Raw genomic sequence first — 20,752 nt, forward strand, 5'->3', positions numbered from 1 at the left:
CTGCTGACCACCGGCAACAAGTCCGAGATGTCGGTCGGCTACGCCACCCTCTACGGCGACATGGCGGGCGGCTTTTCTGTCCTCAAGGATGCCTACAAGTCGACCGTCTTCGCGCTCTCGAAATGGCGCAACCGCGTCCGCCCCGACGGCGCGCTCGGCCCGGCCGGCCCGGTCATGCCCGCCCGCGTCATCACCAAGCCGCCGACCGCCGAGCTCCGCCCCGACCAGAAGGACGAGGACAGCCTGCCCCCCTACGCGCTGCTCGACCGCATCCTGGAGGGCCTGGTCGACAAGGAGCTATCCGCCGCCGAAGTCGCCGCCGCGACCGGCGCCGACCTTGCCCTGGTCGCCGACATCGAGGGCAAGGTGCTGCGCGCCGAATACAAGCGCCGCCAGGCGCCGCCCGGGGTCAAGCTCGGCAGCCGCAACTTCGGCCGCGACCGCCGCTACCCGATCACCAACGCCTTCCGCACCGGCTCCACCAAATGACCGTCACCACCCGCTTCGCCCCGTCGCCGACCGGGCGGCTGCACGTCGGCAACATCCGCACCGCGCTCCACAACGCCTTGTTCGCGCGCCGCCACGGCGGACGCTTCGTGCTGCGCATCGACGACACCGACCGCGAACGCTCGACCGCGGCGTTCGACGACGCGATCCACGCCGACCTCGCCTGGCTCGGCCTTCACCCCGACGCCACCGTCCGCCAGTCCGAACGTTTTTCACTTTACGAGCGCGAGTTCGACAAGCTCAAGGCGGCCGGCCGCGTTTATCCTTGTTACGAAACCCCCGAAGAGCTCGACCTGCGCCGCAAGATCCTCCTCGGCCGCAGCCTCCCGCCGGTCTACGAGCGCCCGCCCGAAGGCACGCCGCCCCCCGAAAACCGCGCCCCGCACTGGCGCTTCCGCCTCGACCACGATGCCCCGATCGCATGGGACGACCTCGTCCGCGGCCCGCAGAAATTCGACCCCAAATTGCTGTCCGACCCGGTCGTCCGCCGCGAGGACGGCAGTTGGCTCTACCTCCTCCCCAGCGTGATCGACGACATCGACCTCGGCATCAGCCACATCGTGCGCGGCGAGGACCATGTCTCCAACAGCGCGACCCAGATCCAGATGTTCGACGCGCTCGGCGCGCCCGCCCCGCACTTCGCCCACGAGGCGCTGCTGGTTGCCGCCGAGGGCAAATTGTCCAAGCGCCTCGGCTCGCTCGGGGTCGAGGATCTGCGGACCGCCGGCCTCGAGCCGATGGCCCTGCTGTCGCTGCTCGCGCTGATCGGCATCTCGCAGCCGGTCGAGGCCGCCGCCACCCTCGACGACCTCGCCCGCGACTTCGATTTTGCCCATTTCGGTCGCGCCCCCGCGCACTTCGACCTCCACGACGTCGAATTGCTCAATGCGCGCCTGCTCCACCAGCTCGAGTTCGCCGCCGTCGCCGATCGCCTCCCCGCGGACGCCACCGAACAGGATTGGCAGCTGCTCCGCCCCAACCTCGAGCGCCTCGCCGATTTCGCCGAGTGGCACGCGGTGATCGCCGGCGACATCGCGCCCCCCGAGCTCAGCCACGACGACCGCGCCTTCGTGCGCGAAGCCGCCGCCGTCGCCGAATCCCTCGACTGGTCGGCCGAGCCGTGGCGCGCGCTGACCGACGCGCTCAAGGCGTCGACCGGTCGCAAGGGCAAGCTGTTGTTCCACCCGTTGCGCCTCGCATTGACGGCACGCGACAGCGGCCCGGAGATGGCCGGGCTACTCACCCGCATCGGCCGCGACCGCGCCATCGCCCGCCTCACCGCCGCCGCCCGCCGCTGACGTCAGTGCTCCTGCGAAGGCAGGACCCCAGGCTCTTTCGCACATCACCCGCGACACTGCGCTGGCCTCACCCCAGGCATCAAAACAACAAGCTTGCGGAACAAATGAGATGATGTAACATTCCATCCATAACGACTCGCGTGAGGAGGCTGCCATGCCCGTCTACGCTCGAACCGCCGCTTACTCCGGCGCCCGCCGCCATCCGCGCGCCTTGCTGCTGATCGTCGCCGCCCACGCCGCGCTGCTTGCAGCGGTGATGAGCGCGAAAATGGACCTCCCCCAGCGCGTCGGCAGGATCACCGAGGTCATCCTGATCCCCGAGCCGCTGCCCCCGCCGCCGGACGTGCCGCAGCCCAAGCCCGAGCCGCAGCGCCCATCCAGCATCGAAACCGTGCCAAGCGTGATACCGGTTCCCCAGCCCGATCGCCCTTTGGTCGATCCGACCCCGCTCCCGATCCCGCCTCGCGACAATATCGCCCCAATGCCGCAGCCCGAACCGCTGCCGCTGCCCAATCCCGTGCGCATCGGCCCGCGCTTCGCCACCCCCGCCTCGGCGCTGCGCCCGCCGTACCCCGACTCCAAGCGCCGCCTCGAGGAAGAAGCGGTGCTGCGGCTGAAATTGACGATCGACCCGCGCGGCCGCGTGGTGGCGGTCGACCCGGTCGGCGCCGCCGACCCGGTGTTCCTCGCCGCCGCGCGAAAACACCTGCTCGCCCGCTGGCGCTATCAGCCCGCCACCGAAGGCGGCCGCGCCGTCGCTTCGTCGACAGTGATCACCCTGCGTTTCGAGCTAAACGACTAACCCCTTCTCCCCTCCCCAAACGGGGGAGGGGCCGGGGGTGGGGACTCCTGCTTTCGAAGCCGACCGATCATCCCCACTGGCACCGCCGCCGCGCACCGCCTATCTTGTCTTGCGATGTCGATCATCCCGCCTCCCGTCAGCCCGCGCGCCGCGCTCGCCGATTTTCGCAACTTCCTGCGTCACCGCGAGCGCGAGCATTGGATCGGCGCCGCGCTCGCCGTGCTGGTCACCGCGATCATCATCATCGAGTTCCTGGTCGATTCGAAGATCAACACCGCGCCCCCGCCGCGCATCATCTACGTCGAGCAGTGGAAGGCCGACCGCAGCGACGCCGAGATCATCGCCCGCCAGAAAAAGGAGCAGGCCGAGCGCGAGGCGGCCCTGAAGGAACGCCAGCGCCAGTTCCAGAAGCTCGAGAAGCAGCTCGGCATTGAATAACGACTCGGGCTGGATGGCCGAGGCGATTGCGCTCGGCGACTCGGCGCGCGGCCGCACCGCCCCCAATCCCAACGTCGGCTGCATCATCGTTTCCCCCGCCGGAGACATCGTCGGCCGCGGCGCCACCGCCCCCGGCGGCCGCCCCCACGCCGAGGCGGTCGCGCTCGATCAAGCCGGCGCGGCGGCCAACGGCGCCACCGCCTTCGTCACCCTCGAGCCATGCGCCCATCTCAGCGAGCGCGGCCCCGCCTGCGCCGATTTGCTGATTGCCGCCGAGCCTGCCCGCGTCGTCGTCGCGCTCGACGATCCCGACCCGCGCACCGCCGGCCAGGGCATCGCCCGCCTCCGCGCTGCCGGGATCGCGGTCGACATCGGCATCGGCGCGGACGCAGCATCCGCCTCGCTCTCGGGCTATTTCACCCGCCTCCGCCTCGGCCGCCCGCGCATCACCTTGAAGCTGGCGCTGTCGATCGACGGCAAGATCGCTTTGCCCTCGGGCGAATCGAAATGGATCACCGGCGAGGACGCGCGCGCCGACGCCCACCGCGAGCGCGCCCGCAGCGACATGATCGTGGTCGGCCGCGGCACCTACCTCGCCGATGCACCCAGGCTCGACGTCCGCCTGCCCGGTCTCGAGGACCATTCCCCGCGCCGCGCTTTGCTCACCCGCGGCGAGGCGGTCGACGGGTGGGAAACCCTGTCTTCCCCGCAAGATGTGCATCGACTTCATGACGTCAACGACCTGTTGGTAGAGGGCGGCTCGGCGACCGCCACCGCCTTCCTCGCCGAGGACCTCGTCGACCGCATCCTGATCTACCGCGCCCCGATCCTGGTCGGCGACGGCAAGTCGTCGTTCGGCTACTTCGGCCTCGACGCCATCGCCGACGCGCATGGGCGGTGGGCGGCAACGGATTCCCAGTCCCTCGGCCCCGACCGCCGCGAAGTTTACGAGCGGGTTCGTTCGATACGCCGCTGAGAGCGGCTACTCACGATGAGCGGGACGATTTGCCTCCAGCCGCTCATCCTGAGTAGGGACTGAGCTCTTGTCGAAGGCCCGTATCGAAGGAAGGCCCGTACTCGAGCATGTTCACCGGGATCATCACCGACATCGGCACCGTCGCCAGCGCCGAGCAGCGCGGCGACCTGCGGCTGCACGTGACCACCGCCTACGACCTCGCCACCGTCGACCTCGGCGCCTCGATCGCCTGCTCGGGCGTGTGCCTGACCGTGGTCGACAAGGGAAAAGACTGGTTCGCGGTCGATGTCTCCGCCGAGACGCTGTCGCGCACCGCGCCCGGACTGTGGCGCGAGGGGGCACAGCTCAACCTCGAGCGCCCGCTGAAAGTGGGCGACGAGCTCGGCGGCCACATTGTCACCGGCCACGTCGACGGCCTCGCCGAGGTGCTCGGCGTATGCCCCGAAGGCGATTCGGCGAAGATCGGCCTCAAAGCCCCCGACTCGCTCGCCCCCTACATCGCCGAGAAAGGCTCGATCACCCTCGACGGCGTCTCGCTGACCGTCAACCAGGTGCGCACCGCGGAGGACGGCAGCACCCATTTTGCGGTCAACGTCATCCCCCACACCGCCGCCCACTCGACCTTCGGCGACCTCGCCGCCGGACGACAGCTCAATGTTGAGATCGACATCCTCGCCCGCTACCTCGACCGTATGCTGGCGGCCCGCAACGCTTGAATGTGATTATTTGCGCTGGCACGTCACATTACAGTGTGATATCGGCGAAAAATGTCCACCGACCTCATCGAGCGCCTGACCGCCGTCATCGAAACCGGCGAGGTCAGCCGCGCCGGGCTCGCGCGTGCCGCCGGCCTCCACCCCAATAGTCTGCGCAAATTGGGCTCGCCCGACTGGAACCCGACCGCCGACACGCTCGTGCGTTTGGAAAAGCTGCTGCTCAGCGGCACCACCGACGTCCTGGTTGGGGCCGAGGCGATCATCGACGAGGCGCGCAACGGCCGCATGTTCATCCTGGTCGACGACGACGACCGCGAGAATGAGGGCGACCTCGTCATCCCGGCGCAGATGGCGACTCCCGACGCGATCAACTTCATGGCGCGCCACGGCCGCGGGCTGATCTGCCTCGCGCTGACCAAGGAGCGCGTCGATGCGCTCGGGCTCAAGCCGATGACCCAGGCCAACCGCAGCCGCAACGAAACCGCCTTCACCGTCTCGATCGAGGCGCGCGACGGCATCTCGACCGGGATCAGCGCGGCAGATCGTGCGCGCACTGTCGCAGTCGCCATCGACGCCGCCAACGATTCCGACGCGATCGTCTCCCCCGGCCACATTTTTCCATTGGTCGCGCGCCCCGGCGGCGTTCTCGTCCGCGCCGGCCACACCGAGGCCGCGGTCGACGTCGCCCGCCTCGCCGGCCTCAACCCCTCGGGCGTGATCTGCGAGATTATGCGCGAGGACGGCACCATGGCCCGCCTCGACGACCTGATGGACTTCGCGCGCACGCATGGTTTGCGCATCGGCACCATCCGCGATCTGATCGCCTACCGCCTCAAGAAGGACCATATGGTCGAGCGCGTAGCCGCCGCGCCGTTCCACGCATCGAGCGGCGCCGAATGGCAGGCGCAGGTGTTCCGCGACAAGGCCACCGGTGCCGAGCAGCTCGCGATCGTCCACGGCACTATCGACCCCACCGAGCCGGTGCTCGTCCGCATGCACAGCCTCGATTTGTTCGCCGACGTGCTCGGCGAGGCCAGCGCACGCAGCGGCCTGCTCCCCGGCGCGATGCGCATGATCGAGGACCACGGCGCCGGGGTCATCGTCACGCTCCACGCCGCCTCCCCCGGCTCGCTGTCGCGCGCCGCCGATCTCCGCGCCGGCAAGACCGGCAGCGGCGCCGAGGAAGCACTGCGCAGTTACGGCATCGGCGCGCAGATCCTCGCCGCGCTCGGCATCCACGACATGATTCTCTTGTCGAACACCTGCCACTCGCCGGTTGCTTTGTCCGGCTACGGCCTGGCGATCATCGAGGAGCGCCCGATCCCCGCGCTCGAGTCCCCAGCCGCGTAACATGGCGAAAGTGCTGATCGCCGAAGCGCGCTTTTACCCGCATCTCAACGACCTGCTGCTGGCCGGCGCGCGCGCCGCGATCGAGGCGGCCGGCGCCGCGCACGAGACGATCACCGTCCCCGGCGCGCTCGAGCTTCCCGCCGCGATCGCGCTGGCCGCCGAAAGCGGCGGCTTCGACGCGTTCGTCGCCTTGGGCGTGGTGATCCGCGGCGAGACCTACCATTTCGAAATCGTCGCCGGCGAAAGCGCGCGCGCGCTGATGGCGCTGACGCTTGACGGGCTCGCCGTCGGCAACGGCATCCTGACGGTCGAGAATGAAGCCCAGGCGCTGGCCCGCGCCGATCCTAAGCAGGGCGACAAGGGCGGCGATGCGGCGCGCGCCGCGCTCGCCTTGCTCGAGCTTAAGCAGCGGTTCGCCTAGCCCAACGGGATCAGCACCTCGCTGCGCCTCAGCGGCGGCGGGACCATCGGCGAATTGTAGAACGCATATTCCGGTTCGCTCGCCGACGCCTCGCCCTGCCGCCCGAGCCACCCGCGCAGCAGATCCTCCTGCTCCGCCAGTTTGTCGTCATTTGCGACCCCCGCAAAGCGCACCGCGCCGACCCTGCGCGGGGGCAATTCGACCAGTTCGACATCGCCGGGCGGCTCGGGCAAATCCTCGGCCGTTCGCCCCTCGGGCATCACGAACCGCACCCGCCAGCCGCCTTCGACAAGGTCGTCGAACAATGGCGGGTCGCTCGCCATCGGGTCGCCGCCGTCCTGCAGCACCGGCACCGTCATCGGCAACGCCTCGCCCTCGCGCGACTTGGCGAAGATATAATCGGCGAGCAGCTCGAACCCGCGGTTGAGCGCGGTCTTGCGCTCGCCTCGCACGACCGTCTCGGCGACGGTGATCGCGGGGTAGCCGCGGATTTCGAAGTCGCCGTCGCTGGCAAGCACGCGATAGTCGGGCCCGGGCGTCGCTTTCTCACGAAAATAGTAAATCGCGGCGGCGCCGAGCAGCGTCGCTCCGGCGGCCGCCGCCCCGGCGATCAATGGCTTGCGCATGGTTCGCTCTCCTCGCGCGAACCAATGGTTCAGGCGGCGGCCTGTTCCCGCAGCCGCGGATAGTCGAGATAGCCGGCCGGGCCCTGGCTGTAGAACGTCGCGCCATCGGGCACATTGAGCGGCGCGCCGACGCGAATCCGTTCGACCAGGTCGGGGTTGGCGAGGAACGCGCGGCCGAATGCGATGCCGTCGACCACCCCCTCGTCGAGCCGCGCCTGCGCATTGGCCCCGGCATAGTCGCTGTTGAGGATGATTTTTCCAGAATAATGCGCGCGCATCGCCGGGCTGACCGGGGGCGTCGGCTCGCCGCCGAAGCTGGTCCCCGGGCGCGGCTCGCGCAGCTCGATCCACGGCACGCCAAGCTGCTCGAGCCGCTGCGCCAGCGCGCTGAACAACGCCTCGGGCTCGGCGTCGACCACTCCCTGCGAAAGGATATTGGGCGAGAAACGGATGCCGGTGCGGCCCATCCCGATCTCGCCCCCGACCGCTTCCAGCACGTCGCTGACCAGCCGCATGCGGTTGTCGATCGACCCGCCATACTCATCGTCGCGGTGGTTGGCCGAGCCGCGCAAAAACTGATCGAGCAGATAGCCGTTGGCGCCGTGGATCTGGACCCCGTCGAACCCCGCCGCGACCGCATTGCGCGCCGCACACACATAATCGGCGGTGACCCGCGCAATATCGTCGCGGGTCGCCGCGCGCGCTTCGACGTACGGCTTCTTGCCCTCGTAGGTATGCGCCTTGTCGGGCGCGGTGGTCGCCGATGACGACAGCGGCTGGCCTTCGCCGAGGTCGGGATGGACCACCCGCCCCATGTGCCACAATTGCGCGACGATCCGCCCGCCGGCGGCGTGCACCGCGGCGGTCACCGGCTTCCATCCCTCGACCTGGTCGCCGTTCCACAGTCCCGGCGCGTAGGGCCAGCCGAGCCCCTCGCGGCTGATCCCGGTCGCCTCGGAAATGATCAGCCCGGCGGCGGCGCGCTGGGCGTAATAGTCGGCCATGATCGGCGTCGGCACCGCCGCCTCGGTCGCGCGGCCGCGCGTCAATGGCGCCATCAAAATCCGGTTGGGCAGCGCCAATGCGCCGAGTTGAAGCGGGTCGAACAGGCTGGGCATCACGGGCCTTTCTGCTATCGGGCCATCCCCAGCGCCGAGGAGCCGACAGATAGTTTCAATTGGAAACTCTTCAAGGGCGCATCCGCTGGCCTTTCTCGCCCTGCTGGTCGGCAGCAGCGCGCTCGCGTTCGGCCCGTGGATGGTGCGCGAGGCCGGGGTCGGCCCGGTCGCGGCGGGGTTCTGGCGGCTCGCGCTGGCATTGCCGTTCCTGTTCGTGATCGCCCGCGTGATCGGCCAGCCGGTGCACTGGCCGGGCCGCGCGCTGGCGGTGCTGATCGGGTTCGCCGCGTTCTTCTTCGCCGCCGACCTCGCCGCGTGGCACGCCGGCATCCACATGACCAAGCTCGGCAATGCCACCTTGTTCGGCAATGTCTCGAGCTTTGCCTTCGCCGCCTGGGGGCTGTGGCTGGCGCGCACATTGCCGTCGCCGCTGCAGGCCGCGGCGCTCGCGCTGGCCGCGATCGGCGCCGCATTGCTGATGGGCGGCAGCGCCGAATTGTCCGTGCGCAACCTCCACGGCGACCTGCTCGCGCTGACCGCTGGGCTGCTTTACACCGGCTATCTGATCGCGGTTGAGCGCGGCCGCGGCAGCCTTGCCCCCTTGCCCTTGCTGTTCCTGTCGAGCGCGTTCGGCGCGGCCATGCTGCTCCCGCTCGCGCTCGCGCTGGGCGAACAGATCATCCCCGCCGACTGGACCTTTGTGTTCCTCCTCGCGCTCGGCAGCCAGGTGCTCGGGCAGGGTTTGCTGGTCTATGCCATCGGCGCGCTGCCGCCGCTGGTGGTCGGGCTGACCCTGCTCACCCAACCGGCGATCTCGGCGCTGGTCGGCTGGTATGGCTATGGCGAGACATTGTCCGCGCTTGATTGGGCCGGCGCCGCCGCGATCGCCGCCGCGCTGGTGCTGGTGCGACTGCCCGCGAAGGGCTTGCGCGGCGCGCCCTCGGCCGCCACCTAGTTCATCATGGAGCCCGCCACCCCGCTCGAGCAATTGCGCGCCAAGCTCGCGCTCGCGGTCGGCGACAATGCGGTGTTCGACGGCTGGTGCATGAAAGCGGTCGAGGCCGCCGCCGACCAGCTCGGCATCGACCGCGCCCAGGCCCGGCTCGCCATGCCCAAGGACGCGGCCGGGCTAATCGACGCCTACATGGCCGGGGTCGACCGCGCGCTCGAGGCGCATTTCACCCCGGCGCGGCTGGCCAAGCTGAAGATCCGCGAGAAGATTCGCGCTCTGGTGTGGCAGCGGCTCGAGCTGATGGGGCCGGCGCGCGAAGCGGTTCGCCGCGCGCTGGCGACCCTCGCCATGCCGCACAATATGCCGCTCGGAATGAAGCTGTCGTGGCGCAGTGCCGACGTGATGTGGCGGCTGGCCGGCGATACCGCGACCGATTTCAACCACTACACCAAGCGCCTCACCCTCGGCGCGGTGTACGGTTCGACGCTGCTGGTGTGGCTCGACGACGCCGGCGACGGCTGGCCTGACACCGCCGCCTTCCTCGACCGCCGCATCGACGACGTCATGCGCTTCGAGAAGTTCAAGGCCGGCTGGCGCCGCTCCGAGCGCTTCAGCCTGGCGCGTTTCGCGGGCCGCCTGCGCTATCCGCCGCGTTGATCGGCAACAATAACCAATGTTGCGCATTGAGCCGGGGCGGGCTGGGCGGAAAGTGGAGTAAAATCATGACGGTTAAGCACGGACTCTATGCGATCGGTCTCGCCGCGGCGGCGCTGGCGATCACCCCGGCGGCGGCGCAGCGCAACCCGCAGAGCGGCCCGACGGTCGGCGACTGCATCTCCGATGGGATTTACGGCAACGAGCCCAACATGGCCAATGGCGCGCCCGGCGGGCCGGCCGAGCAGGCGCCCGGCAGCCAGGCCGGCAACGTCCTCCCCAGCCAGTCGCCCGGCCCGTTCGTGACCAACCCCGACGGCTCGGTCCGGCGCGGCAGTTCGGTCGGCGATTTCAACCAGCAGTTCGGCGGCGGCGCGGTGCCCGAATTCTGCCGCACGCTCACCGACCTTTAGGCATCGGGCCCGGCTGCCTCGCGCACTCTGGTTGGCTAGCCGGCGCGGGCGGCCGGGCCACTCGTTATTGATAATCATTCTCAAGATGCTATGGGCGACTCATGGCATCCGCGCTGCTCCGCTCGCTGTACATGCTGATCGCGCTGGCCGGTCTTGCCCTGTCGGCGCCGGCGTTTGCCGCCGTCACCGACGAGGTCCAAACCAGCTGGCGCCTGCTCGATTACATCGCGGTCGATTACCGTGAGGCGGTGCGCGGCGGCAAAATCGTCAATGCCGCCGAATATCAGGAGATGGTCGAATTCTCCGCCGCGGTGTCCAAACGGCTCGCAGCGCTCCCTGCCGATCCCGCGCGCGATGACCTGATCGCCCAATCCGCCGCCCTCCAGTCGGCAGTCGACGCCAAGGCCGAACCGGCGTCCATCGCCACCGCCGCGCGCAAGCTCGCCGCAGGGTTGCTCGCGGCCTACCCGGTGCCGCTCGCCCCGGCGCGCGCCCCCGACCTCGCCCGCGGCTCGGCGCTCTATGCGGACAATTGCGCCTCGTGCCACGGCGGCAAGGGCGAGGGGCCGAGCGCCGCCTTCGCCCAGCTCGACCCGCCGCCGATCGCTTTCCAGGACCGCGCCCGCGCCCGCGAACGCAGCCCGTTCGCGCTCTACCAGGTGATCTCTCAGGGCCTCGAAGGCACCGCGATGCAGAGTTTTGCATCGCTTCCCGAGGAAGATCGCTGGGCGCTCGCCTTCCACGCCGGCCGCCTCGCCTACCCGGATGTCGCGCGCGGTGAACAAATCTGGCGCGCCGAGCCCGCTATCCGCGCCCTGGTGCCCGACATGGCCGCGCTCGCCGCGCTGACCCCGGCCGAACTCGAGCGCAGGATCGGCGCCGACAAGGCCGCCGCGGTGATCGCCTATCTCCGCGCCGCGCCGGGCACGCTCTCTGCGGACAAGCCCGCCTCGCTCCAGCTCGCCCGCGACCGCTTGCGTCAAAGCGTCGCCGCCGCCGCCGCCGGCGACCGTGCCCGCGCCAACGAGCTCGCTCTGTCCGCTTACCTCGACGGATTCGAGCCGGTCGAAGCGGTGCTCGCCACCCGCGACAACGCGCTGATGGTGCGGATCGAGGCGGCAATGGCCGGCCTGCGCACCGCAATCGGCCGCGGCGAGGATGCGGCCGCGCTACGCAACCGCCTTGCCGCCACAGAAGCCCTGCTCACCGAGGCCGAAGCTGCGCTCGCCCCCGAAGCCGAAAGCAGCCTGTCGACCTTCCTCGGCGCGTTCGCGATCCTGCTCCGCGAAGGCCTCGAAGCCCTGCTCGTGGTGATCGCGATGATCGCCTTCCTGCGCAAAGCCGAGCGCACCGAAGCGATGCCTTTCGTCCACGCCGGCTGGGTCGCTGCACTGCTCGCCGGCGCCGCCACCTGGGCGGTCGCGACCTATGCCATCGGCATCAGCGGGGCGAGCCGCGAGCTGACCGAGGGCTTCGGCTCCTTGCTCGCCGCGGTGATCCTGCTCTCGGTCGGGATCTGGATGCACGGCAAGGCGCAGGCCGCCGAATGGCGCCGTTACATCGCCGAGAAAATGCAGGGCGCACTGTCGCGCGGCTCGGCGTGGTTCCTGTTCGGGCTCGCGTTCATCGTCGTCTACCGCGAGGTGTTCGAGACCATCCTGTTCTTCGCCGCTTTGTGGACCGCCGACAATGGCGCGACGATCCTCGCCGGCGCGCTGACTGGCGCGGCGCTGCTGGCGGCGATCGCCTGGGCGATGCTGCGCTTCAGCCGCACGCTGCCGATCACCGAATTCTTCCGTTACAGCGCGATCCTCATCGCGATCCTCGCAGTGGTTCTCGCCGGCAAGGGGGTCGGCGCGCTGCAGGAAGCCGGGCTGATCCCGGTCACCCCGCTCGCCGGCGTCCCGCGCATCCCCATGCTCGGCCTGTTCCCGACCGTCCAGGCGGTCGCCGCGCAGCTCCTCGCGCTGGCCGCGGTGCTGCTCGGCTTCCGCGCCGCGCGGCGACCGGCGGCAGTTCCGCTTGCCGCCGAATAGCTGCTTGGCTTAGGGACGGCTGAGTTTCGGGAGAGAAAAAATGGCGGGCGTGAACAAGGTGATCCTGGTCGGCAACCTCGGCGACGATCCGGAGGCGCGCTCGCTCAACAACGGCGGCGAAGTGGTCAATCTGCGCGTCGCCACGTCCGAATCGTGGAAGGACCGCGACGGCAACCGCCAGGAGCGCACCGAGTGGCACCGCGTGGTGATCTTCAACGAGAATCTCGGCCGCGTCGCCAAAAGCTATTTGAAGAAGGGCTCGAAGGTCTATCTCGAGGGCCAGATCCAGACCCGCAAATGGCAGGACCAGTCGGGCGCCGACAAATATTCCACCGAGGTCGTGCTGCAGAAATTCCGCGGCGAGCTGGTGCTCCTCGACAGCCGCGGTGACGGCGGCGGAGCGCGTGGCGGCGGCGCCGATTACGGCAGCGACGCCGGCGGCTTCGGTGGCGGTGGCGGCTCATCGCGTCCTCAATCGCGCCCGCAACCGGCCGCATTCGACACGGACCTAGACGACGACGTCCCGTTTTAAATTCCTCCCCATGTTTGCATGGGGAGGGGGACCATGCGCAGCATGGTGGAGGGGTTCACGGGCGGCGGATCAGTCCTCCGCCATCCCCTTCTTCAATTGCGCCAACGCCGCAAACGGGCCGGCCTGCTCTTCGCTCAGCACCCCCGCTTCCTTGAGCACGGCATCGGCGCCGGCGCTGCGCGGGTAGGGGTCGAGCGCCAGCGCCAGCGTGTCGGCGATCGCCGCGCCGAGCTCGATCGCGGCGCCGTCGTGAAACACCGTGTCGCAATCGTCGGGCGCCAGCTCGATCTCGTCCGCAACGTCGTCGCGCGGGGCGGGGATGAAGCGGATCTCGAACGCCTCGTCGACATGCGCCGCGATCGGCTCGCCAGTTGCGACGCAGCTCTGCGTTAGCGCCGACTTGACCCGCCCTTGCGCGCGCACCGTGTCACCGTCGCGGCCGAGCGTGGCGTGAGCCTCCAGCCGTTCGATCGCGGGCAGGCCAAGCCGACCCGCAACCGCCTCACGTTCGCCTTCCGTGGCAATCAAATCGATCCGCGCGCCGTCGCGACTCTGGTTGAGCGGCAGCCGATGCTCGAAATCCTCGCTCATCCGATCTTCCCCTCGATCAGCGCCGCATCGTCGGCCGCATCGAGCCTTTGCCACAGGGCGTGCGCGGCGGATGCGGTATGCGCGACCGCCGCGTCGGGCTTTGCCTGACCGCGATGCATGCAGCGCTCGGCGAAATCGCGCCAGTCGGCATCGCCGCTGACCGCGGCTCGCGCTACCTCGACCCGGCCGGCCAGCGCGCCGACCATCGCCCGCACCTGCTTGCCCAGCGTGGGGTCGCCGATGCCCATCTCGCGCAATTCCGAATCGAGCGCCTCGATGATTCGTTCGGTCAGCGCGGCGCCGGCTTCGCCATGATCGGGGTTTCGCTCGAGGCGCACCAGCATCAGCGCGGCAACGCTGGCGAGCACCCCGAACCGCCCTTCCAGACTGTCTTCCGCGCCGCCTTGCGTGAACCAGTGCGGCGCGCGGGCTTCGGCCACCGCGGCGGCAAACAGCGCCTCGCCGCGCCTGGGCGCATCCGTTAATCGTGGGAACAGGCGGCGAAACATATGGCTCCTGACCGCCATTGCGGCCTATGGGCTGCGGCGCAAGGGTTGCGCCCGGGCTGGCGTGGCGGATATTGAGGCGTCGCGGTCGCGGCGCAAGCGCGAGCGTGCGAGGAGTTTGAAAATAATGAAGTCTGGGCTGTTCAAGGTCGCGCCGGCGCTGCTCGGCGTCGCGCTCCTCGCCGGGTGCACGGGCATCCGCGACCATCGCGGCCATGTCCTCGACAAGGAACTGGCGGCGGCGGTCCAGGTCGGCGTCGACAATAAGGACTCGGTGGCCAAGACCCTCGGCCGCCCGACCTTTACTGGCCAGTTCAACGACAATGAATGGTTCTACGTCGCGCGTGACACCAACACCATGGCGTTCCGCAACGCCAAGGTGATCGACCAGACCGTGCTGCGGGTGCGTTTCGACGCCGCCGGCAATGTCGCGGCGGTCGACCGCACCGGCAAGGAACTGGTGGCCTCGATCAACCCGGTCGACGACCTCACCCCGACGCTCGGCCGCAAGCGTGGCTTCTTCGAAGACCTGTTCGGCAACATCGGCACGGTCGGACAGGGTTTGCCGGGGCAGGGGCAGCAGGGGCCTGGCCGCAGCCAATAGCCGCCGCGACCGCGCACCTTTGAAGCACGCGCGCTTTGCCCTAAGCGCTAGGCCATGACCGCGACCCCCGCCGGCATGACCTATGCCGATTATCTCCAGCTCGACACGTTGCTCAACGCGCAGCAGCCATTGTCCGATCTGCACGATGAAATGCTGTTCATCGTCATCCACCAGACCAAGGAATTGTGGCTCAAGCAGATGCTGCACGAGCTGCACCTGGCGATCGCCGAGATCGACCAGGACCGTTTCTCGCCGGCGTGCAAGGCGATGGCGCGGATGGGCCGCATCCAGGCGGTGATGACGTTGTCGTGGGACGTGCTGGCGACGCTCACCCCGGTCGATTACACCGCCTTTCGCGATGTCCTCGGCACCTCGTCGGGCTTCCAGTCGGCGCAGTTCCGCGAGCTCGAATATCGCCTCGGGATCAAGGATCCGGCCTACCTCCAGCATTATGCCGCCGACGGCGCGATCCACACCCGCCTGCGCGCCGCGCTTGACGAGCCGAGCCTGCGCGATGCCGCCCATGCCGCGCTGGCACGCGCCGGCTTCGACCTCGGCGACCGCTCGGAGCAGGCGTTCGCGGCGGCCTGGCTCGAGGTCTACCGCGATGCCGACCGCTGGTTCGAGCTCTATCAGCTCGCCGAGAAGCTGGTCGATATCGACGACGCGCTGGCCTCATGGCGCCACAAGCACGTGCTTACTGTTGAGCGCATCATCGGCGCCAAGCCCGGCACCGGCGGCTCGGCCGGCGCGTCCTACTTGCGCTCGACCCTCGACAAACGCGCCTTCCCCGAATTGTGGTCGTTGAGAACCGAACTTTGAGCTTCAAGCCGTTGTTCTCGAAAAGCCTCGGCGCCGCGCCGAACCGGCTCCACCTCGCCGCGCACAGCCATCATCTGTGGCCAGACGCCAGTTTCGCCGGCCAAGTGGAATGCTGGGAAGACGCCGCCCGCCTCGCCGACCGCAAGTGGGACAAAGTGATGGGCGACGTGTGGCCCGAGGCGCAGGCCCACATCGCGGCCGAGCTCGGCCGCGGACAGGCCGACGCCATCGTATTCGCCTCGAACACCCATGATTTCCTCATCCGCCTGGTCGCCGCCGCCCCCCGCGCGGCCGCCGGGCCGCTGCGCATCCTGACCAGCGACGGCGAGTTCCACAGCGCCCGCCGCCAGTTCGCGCGCTGGGTCGAAAGCGGCGAGATCGCCCTCGACCAGGTCGCCGCCGAGCCGTTCGACACCTTCTCCGACCGCTTCCTCGCCGCCGCCACGGCCGGCGATCACGACCTCATCCTGGTCAGCCAAGTCCTGTTCGGCAGCGGCCGCCGTTTCGATCCCGTCGAGCAGCTTGCCGGCCTCGCGCGTCCCTCGGGCCCGTGGGTCGTGGTCGATGGCTACCACGCCTTCATGGCGATCGAGGCACCGTTAACGCCAACCGCCGCCGCCACCGCTTTCTACCTTGGCGGCGGCTACAAATATGCCATGGCCGGGGAAGGCTGCGCGTTCCTCCATTGCCCGCCGGGTTTCGGCCCACGCCCGCCGGTCACCGGCTGGTACGCCGAGTTCGACGATCTCACTCTTCCCCCCGGCATGGTCGGCTACGCGGGCGACGCGATGCGTTTCATGGGCGCAACCTTCGACCCCTCGGCGCTCTACCGCTTCAACTCGGTGCGCCGGATGCTCGCTGACAACAACCTGACCACCGCGCGCATTTCCGCCCATGTCGCAGCGCTCCAGAAGCAACTGGTCGACGCGCTCGCCGGCACGGCGCTCGGCGCGGCCGAATTGCTCAATCCGCTCGACGGCGCCCCCCACGCGCGCTTTCTCGCGTTCCGCAGCGCGCACGCCCAGCGCTGGTGCGCCGAGCTGATGGCGCGCGACTGCATCACCGACGTCCGCGGCGACGTCATCCGGCTCGGCCTCGGCCTCTATCACGACGAAAGCGACATCGCTGCGTTCGCGGCGCTGGCCGGGCAGCTGGCCTAGGGCTTCAGGCCGTCGCGCAACAAGCGGTTGACGATATTGGCGACCTGGTCCGGGTCTTCGCTCTCCCACACGCCGTAGCGCAGCCCGACGAACACGTTGGCCCCCATCACTGCCCAGGCGACGACTTCTTCCGCGAATGCCGAGTCCTGCCGGCGGATGGCGCCGTCGGCGGCGGCGGCCCGAAGCCGCGCCGCGATGCGGGCGGCGGCCCCGACATAATGCTCGCGATAGCCGGCGGGATCGACGAACTCGGCCTCGTCGATGATGCGATACACCTGCTGGCGGCTCTGAATCAGCCGCAGCAGTGCGGCCAGCGCTCCGCGTTCGCGGTCGAGGGGGTCGCCGGCGCCCGCCAGCGCCGGAGCGACCGCTAGCCGGACCTGCTCCGACATGTCACGGACCAGCGCCTGGAACACCTCCTCCTTGCTGTCGAAATAGGTGTAAAAGGTGCCCAGCGCGACGCCGGCCCGCCGCGTGATGCCGACAATCGAGCCGTCGCCGAAGCCCTTCTCGCCGAATTCCTCCATCGCCGCGTCGAGCAGCTTGCGCATGGTCAGCGCGCCGCGCGCGGTGCGCGGCGCCTTGGCCTCGTTCGCCACGCCCGGCGTCGGCGCGGCCGGCGCGCCGCGTGCCGAACCGACGTCGCGAGCCCCTTGGTCAGCCATGATCCCCGCGCCCCTTCCTGCCTCGCAATAAACCAAGTTGAAAGTTGGTTCAACTTTCATTAGGGTGACTCGAGGAGAGACAGGTCATCGGTCCGTGCGGCCCGACCTGCAAGGGGGAGATTTGACAATGGCTGCCATGGAACTGTTCGCGCGTGCCACACTGCTGACCGGCGCCGCCGCAATTGCGCTTATTCCAACCCCGGCGATGGCCCAGTCGGCCGAACCGCCCGCCGCTGAAGCCGCCGCCGAACCCCCGGCAACCGAAGCCCCCGCGCAAGCCGCCGTCGAACCGCCCGCCGCCGAAGCCGCCGCCGAGGACGGCGGCGACATCGTCGTCACCGCCCGCCGCCGCGACGAGTTGCTGCAGGACGTGCCGATCGCCGTCACCGCATATTCCGGCACCCAGCTCCAGCGCGAGGGTGCGGTCGACATCACCGACATCGGCGACACCACGCCCAACGTCACGCTCGAAAATTCGCGCGCCACCAACTCGACCTTGACCGCCTTTATCCGCGGCATCGGGCAGCAGGACCCGGTCGCCGGCTTCGAACAGGGCGTCGGGCTCTACCTCGACGATGTCTATCTCAACCGCCCACAGGGCTCGGTGCTCGACATTTACGACGTCGAGCGGATCGAGATCCTGCGCGGCCCGCAGGGCACCCTGTACGGCCGCAACACCATCGGCGGGGCAATCAAGTACGTTACCCGCCGCCTGTCCGCCGAGCCGCGAGTCGAGGTGCGTGGCACGGTCGGCACGTATGGCCAGTTGGACGGGGTGGCGACCGTCTCTTATCCTATCGCCGACATCGTCCGCGTCGGTGCGTCCGCAGCGCGGCTCTACCGTAACGGCTTCGGCAACAATATCACGGTCGGTGAGGACAATTACGACAAGAACGTGGTCGCCGGGCGCATCTCGGCCGAAATCGGGCGCGACGACAGCGCCCTGCTCCGGCTCAGCGGCGACTATACGCGCGACACCAGCCACGCCCGCGGCGGGCACCGGCTGATCCCGGGACTGCTCAGCGGCACGCCCGTCGACGACGATGTTTTCGATAGCTTCGGCGGGCAGTCCGACCCGCGCCAGAAGGTCACCAACAAGGGCGCCGCCGCCCACGGCCAGCTCGCCGTCGCGGAGGGGATCAAGCTCAAGTCGATCACCGCCTACCGCAAGGACAACAGCCGGGGGCCGATCGATTTCGACGCGACGCCGTTGGTCGATGTCGATGTGCCCGGCATCTACAAGAACAAGCAGTTCAGCCAGGAATTCCAGCTCGAGGTGGAACGCGGTGCGCTGTCCGGCGTCGCCGGCGTCTATTACCTCGACGCCGACGCCCAGACGCTGTTCGACGTACGCCTGTTCACGACCTTTACCAGTCCAACCCTGGGCGGGTTCGCGGCGTTCACCAACGCCGACGTCAACACCAAGACGTGGGCCGTGTTCGGCGACTTCACCTACGACATCAACCAGCAGTTCGCCGTCTCGGTCGGCGCGCGCTACACCGACGACCGGCGCAAGGCGTCGATCTTCCGCCAGTCGTACCTCGGCAACGGGTCGCCGATCTTTGGCGGCCTCGGCATTCCTTTCGGCGCGGCGACCTCGGACTTCGACGGCAAGCGCACCGACACCGCCTTCACGCCGCGCGCCTCGGTCAGCTACAAGCCCAACGACGATCACCATTTCTACGCCAGCTACGCCAAAGGCTTCAAAGGCGGCGGATTCGACCCCCGCGGTTCGACCACCGCGGCACCCGATCTCAACGGCGACGGCACCGTCGATGACGACGAGATCTACGACTACATGACGTTCGAGCCCGAAAAGGTCACCAGCTACGAGCTCGGCTGGAAGGGCAGCTTCCTCGACAAGCGCGTGTCGGCCGGGCTCGCGCTGTTCCACGCCGACTACCAGGACATGCAGATCCCCGCCTCGAACGCGTGCGTCGATGCCAACGGCAACGCCAGCTTCTGCGGCGAAACGAGCAATGCCGGCAAGGCCCGCATCCGCGGCATCGAGTTCGAGGGCAACGCACGCCTGTTCGGCGAGCCCGGCGGCTCGCGGCTGAACTTCGCCTGGTCGCTTGGCTATCTCGACGCCAAGTTCAAGGAGTATAAGACGTTCCTCCTGTTCGACGAAAACCTCGTGCCGTTCGCCGGCGGGCCGCAGCCGGTCGACCTGGCCGATTTCCGCAAGGTCCAGAACACCCCCAAATGGACTGCCAGCGGAACCTTGAGCTACGCCACGCGCGTGGCCGGCGGCGCGTTGAACCTCAACTCGACGCTCGCCTACCGCAGCAAGAGCCAGCAGTTCGAAACGCCGATCCCGCAACTCGACCAGAAGGGGTTCGCGCTGTGGAGCGCGGGCGCAACCTACGACCTGCCCGGCAACCATTGGACGGTCGGCGTCTACGGGAAGAATTTGACGGACAAGAAGTACGTCACCGCGGGCTATAACTTCCTCTACCAGAACCCCTACACCGGAGAATTCATCGGCAACGGCATTGGCGCGGGGCCGGCGTTCGGCGTGCCCGGCTACGACGCGGCGCTCGGCCGCGAAGGCGTGCTGACCGCTTATTACGGCAACCCGCGGCAGGTGTTCTTCACCCTCGGCTACAAGTTCTGAGCGGGGGACGCGGGGGCCGCCGGACCCGGTCCGCGGCCCCCGCTCATCCGGCCTCGACCATGGCCACCGGCTTCACCGAACGACGCTGGACGTCCCGTGACGGCCTGTCGCTGTATGCCCGCGACTATGCCGGCGCCGGCGGGGAGGCCAGGCTACCCGTCATCTGCCTTCACGGGCTGACCCGCAACTCGAAGGATTTCGAGGGCGTCGCGCCGATCATCGCCGGATTGGGCCGCAGGGTGATCGTCCCCGATGTCCGCGGCCGCGGCCAATCGGACCGCGACCCCAGCCCGGCCAACTACCGCCCGCCGATCTACGCGCGCGACGTGGTGGAAATGATGGCGGCGCTGCACGCTCCGCGCGCGGTGTTCCTCGGCACCTCGATGGGCGGACTGATCACCATGACTCTGGCGGCGCTCCGGCCGAACGCCATCGCGGCCGCCATCCTCAACGATGTCGGCCCCGCGATCGCGCCTGAGGGCGTCGCGCGCATTCTCGGCTATGCCGGCAAGCCGGTCGAGATCCGCAGCTGGGATGACGCGGCCGACTACGTCCGGCAGGCGTATGCGCCATCCTTCCCGGCTTATGATGCCGAGCAATGGCGCGACCTCACCCGGCGCACCTTCCGCGACAAAAATGGCGTTCCCGTGCTGGATTATGACCCGGCGATCTCCGCCGCCCTGCGCAAGCCGCCGGGCAGGGCTGCGCGGTGGATCGCCGCCTTTTTATTCCGCCGGCTTGCCCGCGGGCGCCCGCTGCTGCTGATCCGCGGCGAGTTGTCCGATCTGATTACCGCCGACCTCGCTGCCCGCATGAAGCGTACCGCACCGCACGCCCAGTCCTGTGTCGTGCCCGGCGTCGGCCATGCCCCAGCGCTGACCGAGCCCGCCGCGATTGACGCCATCGCGCAATTCTTGCGAACCGTGCCCTGACCGCGAGTTGCGTGGG

General features: G+C 68.9%; 23 protein-coding genes. 18 read left to right on the forward strand and 5 right to left on the reverse strand.

Annotated features, from left to right (window positions below):
• From nadE to ribH, 8 genes are all read left to right on the forward strand, one after another.
• A partial coding sequence (gene nadE, locus RMP08_RS06270) for an NAD(+) synthase (RefSeq protein ID WP_310468138.1) occupies positions 1–489 on the forward strand: 489 nt, incomplete at its 5' end.
• Positions 486–1,805: a glutamate--tRNA ligase gene (gltX, locus tag RMP08_RS06275; RefSeq protein WP_310468139.1), complete on the forward strand. Its 1,320-nt coding sequence runs from the start codon at positions 486–488 to the stop codon at positions 1,803–1,805. The genes nadE and gltX, both read left to right, overlap by 4 nt.
• 154 nt (positions 1,806–1,959) lie before the next feature.
• On the forward strand, positions 1,960–2,607 hold the full coding sequence (locus RMP08_RS06280; RefSeq protein ID WP_310468140.1) for an energy transducer TonB: 648 nt from the start codon (positions 1,960–1,962) through the stop codon (positions 2,605–2,607).
• 114 nt (positions 2,608–2,721) lie between these two features.
• Positions 2,722–3,045: a hypothetical protein gene (locus RMP08_RS06285; RefSeq protein WP_310468141.1), complete on the forward strand. Its 324-nt coding sequence runs from the start codon at positions 2,722–2,724 to the stop codon at positions 3,043–3,045.
• Positions 3,038–4,021: a bifunctional diaminohydroxyphosphoribosylaminopyrimidine deaminase/5-amino-6-(5-phosphoribosylamino)uracil reductase RibD gene (ribD, locus tag RMP08_RS06290; RefSeq protein WP_310468142.1), complete on the forward strand. Its 984-nt coding sequence runs from the start codon at positions 3,038–3,040 to the stop codon at positions 4,019–4,021. Before RMP08_RS06285 ends, ribD begins: the two co-directional genes overlap by 8 nt.
• 107 nt (positions 4,022–4,128) lie before the next feature.
• Entirely contained in the window at positions 4,129–4,737 is a 609-nt protein-coding gene (locus RMP08_RS06295; protein WP_310468143.1) for a riboflavin synthase, read from the forward strand.
• A 51-nt stretch (positions 4,738–4,788) separates the two neighbouring features.
• Positions 4,789–6,087 (forward strand): 3,4-dihydroxy-2-butanone-4-phosphate synthase, encoded by a 1,299-nt coding sequence (gene ribB, locus RMP08_RS06300; RefSeq protein ID WP_310468144.1) that lies wholly within the window; start codon positions 4,789–4,791, stop codon positions 6,085–6,087.
• A gap of 1 nt (position 6,088) precedes the next feature.
• On the forward strand, positions 6,089–6,508 hold the full coding sequence (gene ribH, locus RMP08_RS06305; protein ID WP_310468145.1) for a 6,7-dimethyl-8-ribityllumazine synthase: 420 nt from the start codon (positions 6,089–6,091) through the stop codon (positions 6,506–6,508).
• Here the strand turns inward: ribH and RMP08_RS06310 are convergent.
• Together RMP08_RS06310 and RMP08_RS06315 are read right to left on the reverse strand one after the other, a co-directional pair.
• Positions 6,505–7,134, reverse strand: coding sequence for a heme-binding protein (locus RMP08_RS06310; RefSeq protein WP_310468146.1), 630 nt, complete (start codon positions 7,132–7,134; stop codon positions 6,505–6,507). The two genes, ribH and RMP08_RS06310, sit on opposite strands and share 4 nt — an antisense overlap.
• Before the next feature lie 29 nt (positions 7,135–7,163).
• Entirely contained in the window at positions 7,164–8,252 is a 1,089-nt protein-coding gene (locus RMP08_RS06315) for an alkene reductase (protein WP_310468147.1), read from the reverse strand.
• Positions 8,253–8,337: 85 nt separating this feature from the next.
• On the opposite strand from RMP08_RS06315, the gene RMP08_RS06320 reads away from it, so the two are divergent.
• From RMP08_RS06320 to ssb, 5 genes are all read left to right on the forward strand, one after another.
• Positions 8,338–9,207 (forward strand): DMT family transporter, encoded by an 870-nt coding sequence (locus RMP08_RS06320; protein WP_310468164.1) that lies wholly within the window; start codon positions 8,338–8,340, stop codon positions 9,205–9,207.
• A 6-nt stretch (positions 9,208–9,213) separates the two neighbouring features.
• A complete protein-coding gene (locus RMP08_RS06325; RefSeq protein WP_310468148.1) occupies positions 9,214–9,861 on the forward strand; it encodes a COQ9 family protein in 648 nt (215 codons plus the stop codon).
• 65 nt (positions 9,862–9,926) lie between these two features.
• Complete coding sequence (locus tag RMP08_RS06330) at positions 9,927–10,271, forward strand: hypothetical protein (protein WP_310468149.1); 345 nt, start codon at positions 9,927–9,929, stop codon at positions 10,269–10,271.
• A 101-nt stretch (positions 10,272–10,372) separates the two neighbouring features.
• Complete coding sequence (locus RMP08_RS06335) at positions 10,373–12,307, forward strand: FTR1 family protein (RefSeq protein WP_310468150.1); 1,935 nt, start codon at positions 10,373–10,375, stop codon at positions 12,305–12,307.
• A 40-nt stretch (positions 12,308–12,347) separates the two neighbouring features.
• A complete protein-coding gene (ssb, locus tag RMP08_RS06340; RefSeq protein WP_310468151.1) occupies positions 12,348–12,839 on the forward strand; it encodes a single-stranded DNA-binding protein in 492 nt (163 codons plus the stop codon).
• 69 nt (positions 12,840–12,908) lie between these two features.
• On the opposite strand, the gene RMP08_RS06345 is transcribed toward ssb, so the two are convergent.
• Complete coding sequence (locus tag RMP08_RS06345) at positions 12,909–13,430, reverse strand: DUF177 domain-containing protein (protein ID WP_310468152.1); 522 nt, start codon at positions 13,428–13,430, stop codon at positions 12,909–12,911.
• Positions 13,427–13,939, reverse strand: coding sequence for a ubiquinol-cytochrome C chaperone family protein (locus RMP08_RS06350; RefSeq protein ID WP_310468153.1), 513 nt, complete (start codon positions 13,937–13,939; stop codon positions 13,427–13,429). The genes RMP08_RS06345 and RMP08_RS06350 overlap by 4 nt, the downstream gene beginning before the upstream one ends.
• 124 nt (positions 13,940–14,063) lie before the next feature.
• On the opposite strand from RMP08_RS06350, the gene RMP08_RS06355 reads away from it, so the two are divergent.
• From RMP08_RS06355 to RMP08_RS06365, 3 genes are read left to right on the forward strand one after another with little or no spacing between them, the layout of a single operon-like run.
• Entirely contained in the window at positions 14,064–14,540 is a 477-nt protein-coding gene (locus RMP08_RS06355; protein ID WP_310468154.1) for an outer membrane protein assembly factor BamE, read from the forward strand.
• Positions 14,541–14,594: 54 nt separating this feature from the next.
• Positions 14,595–15,362 carry a tryptophan 2,3-dioxygenase family protein gene (locus tag RMP08_RS06360; protein ID WP_310468155.1) on the forward strand — a complete coding sequence of 256 codons (768 nt, stop codon included), beginning with the start codon at positions 14,595–14,597 and terminating at the stop codon, positions 15,360–15,362.
• Positions 15,359–16,522, forward strand: coding sequence for an aminotransferase class V-fold PLP-dependent enzyme (locus RMP08_RS06365; RefSeq protein WP_310468156.1), 1,164 nt, complete (start codon positions 15,359–15,361; stop codon positions 16,520–16,522). Before RMP08_RS06360 ends, RMP08_RS06365 begins: the two co-directional genes overlap by 4 nt.
• Here RMP08_RS06365 and RMP08_RS06370 read toward each other — a convergent pair.
• Positions 16,519–17,187, reverse strand: a complete 669-nt coding sequence (locus tag RMP08_RS06370; protein ID WP_310468157.1) for a TetR/AcrR family transcriptional regulator — start codon at positions 17,185–17,187, stop codon at positions 16,519–16,521. The two genes, RMP08_RS06365 and RMP08_RS06370, sit on opposite strands and share 4 nt — an antisense overlap.
• Positions 17,188–17,323: 136 nt before the next feature.
• On the opposite strand from RMP08_RS06370, the gene RMP08_RS06375 reads away from it, so the two are divergent.
• Entirely contained in the window at positions 17,324–19,804 is a 2,481-nt protein-coding gene (locus RMP08_RS06375; RefSeq protein WP_409049775.1) for a TonB-dependent receptor, read from the forward strand.
• Between the two features lie 59 nt (positions 19,805–19,863).
• A complete protein-coding gene (locus tag RMP08_RS06380; protein ID WP_310468159.1) occupies positions 19,864–20,736 on the forward strand; it encodes an alpha/beta hydrolase in 873 nt (290 codons plus the stop codon).
• Positions 20,737–20,752: the final 16 nt, after the last annotated feature.

This window comes from Sphingomonas sp. (assembly GCF_031426035.1).
GTDB lineage: Bacteria > Pseudomonadota > Alphaproteobacteria > Sphingomonadales > Sphingomonadaceae > Sphingomicrobium.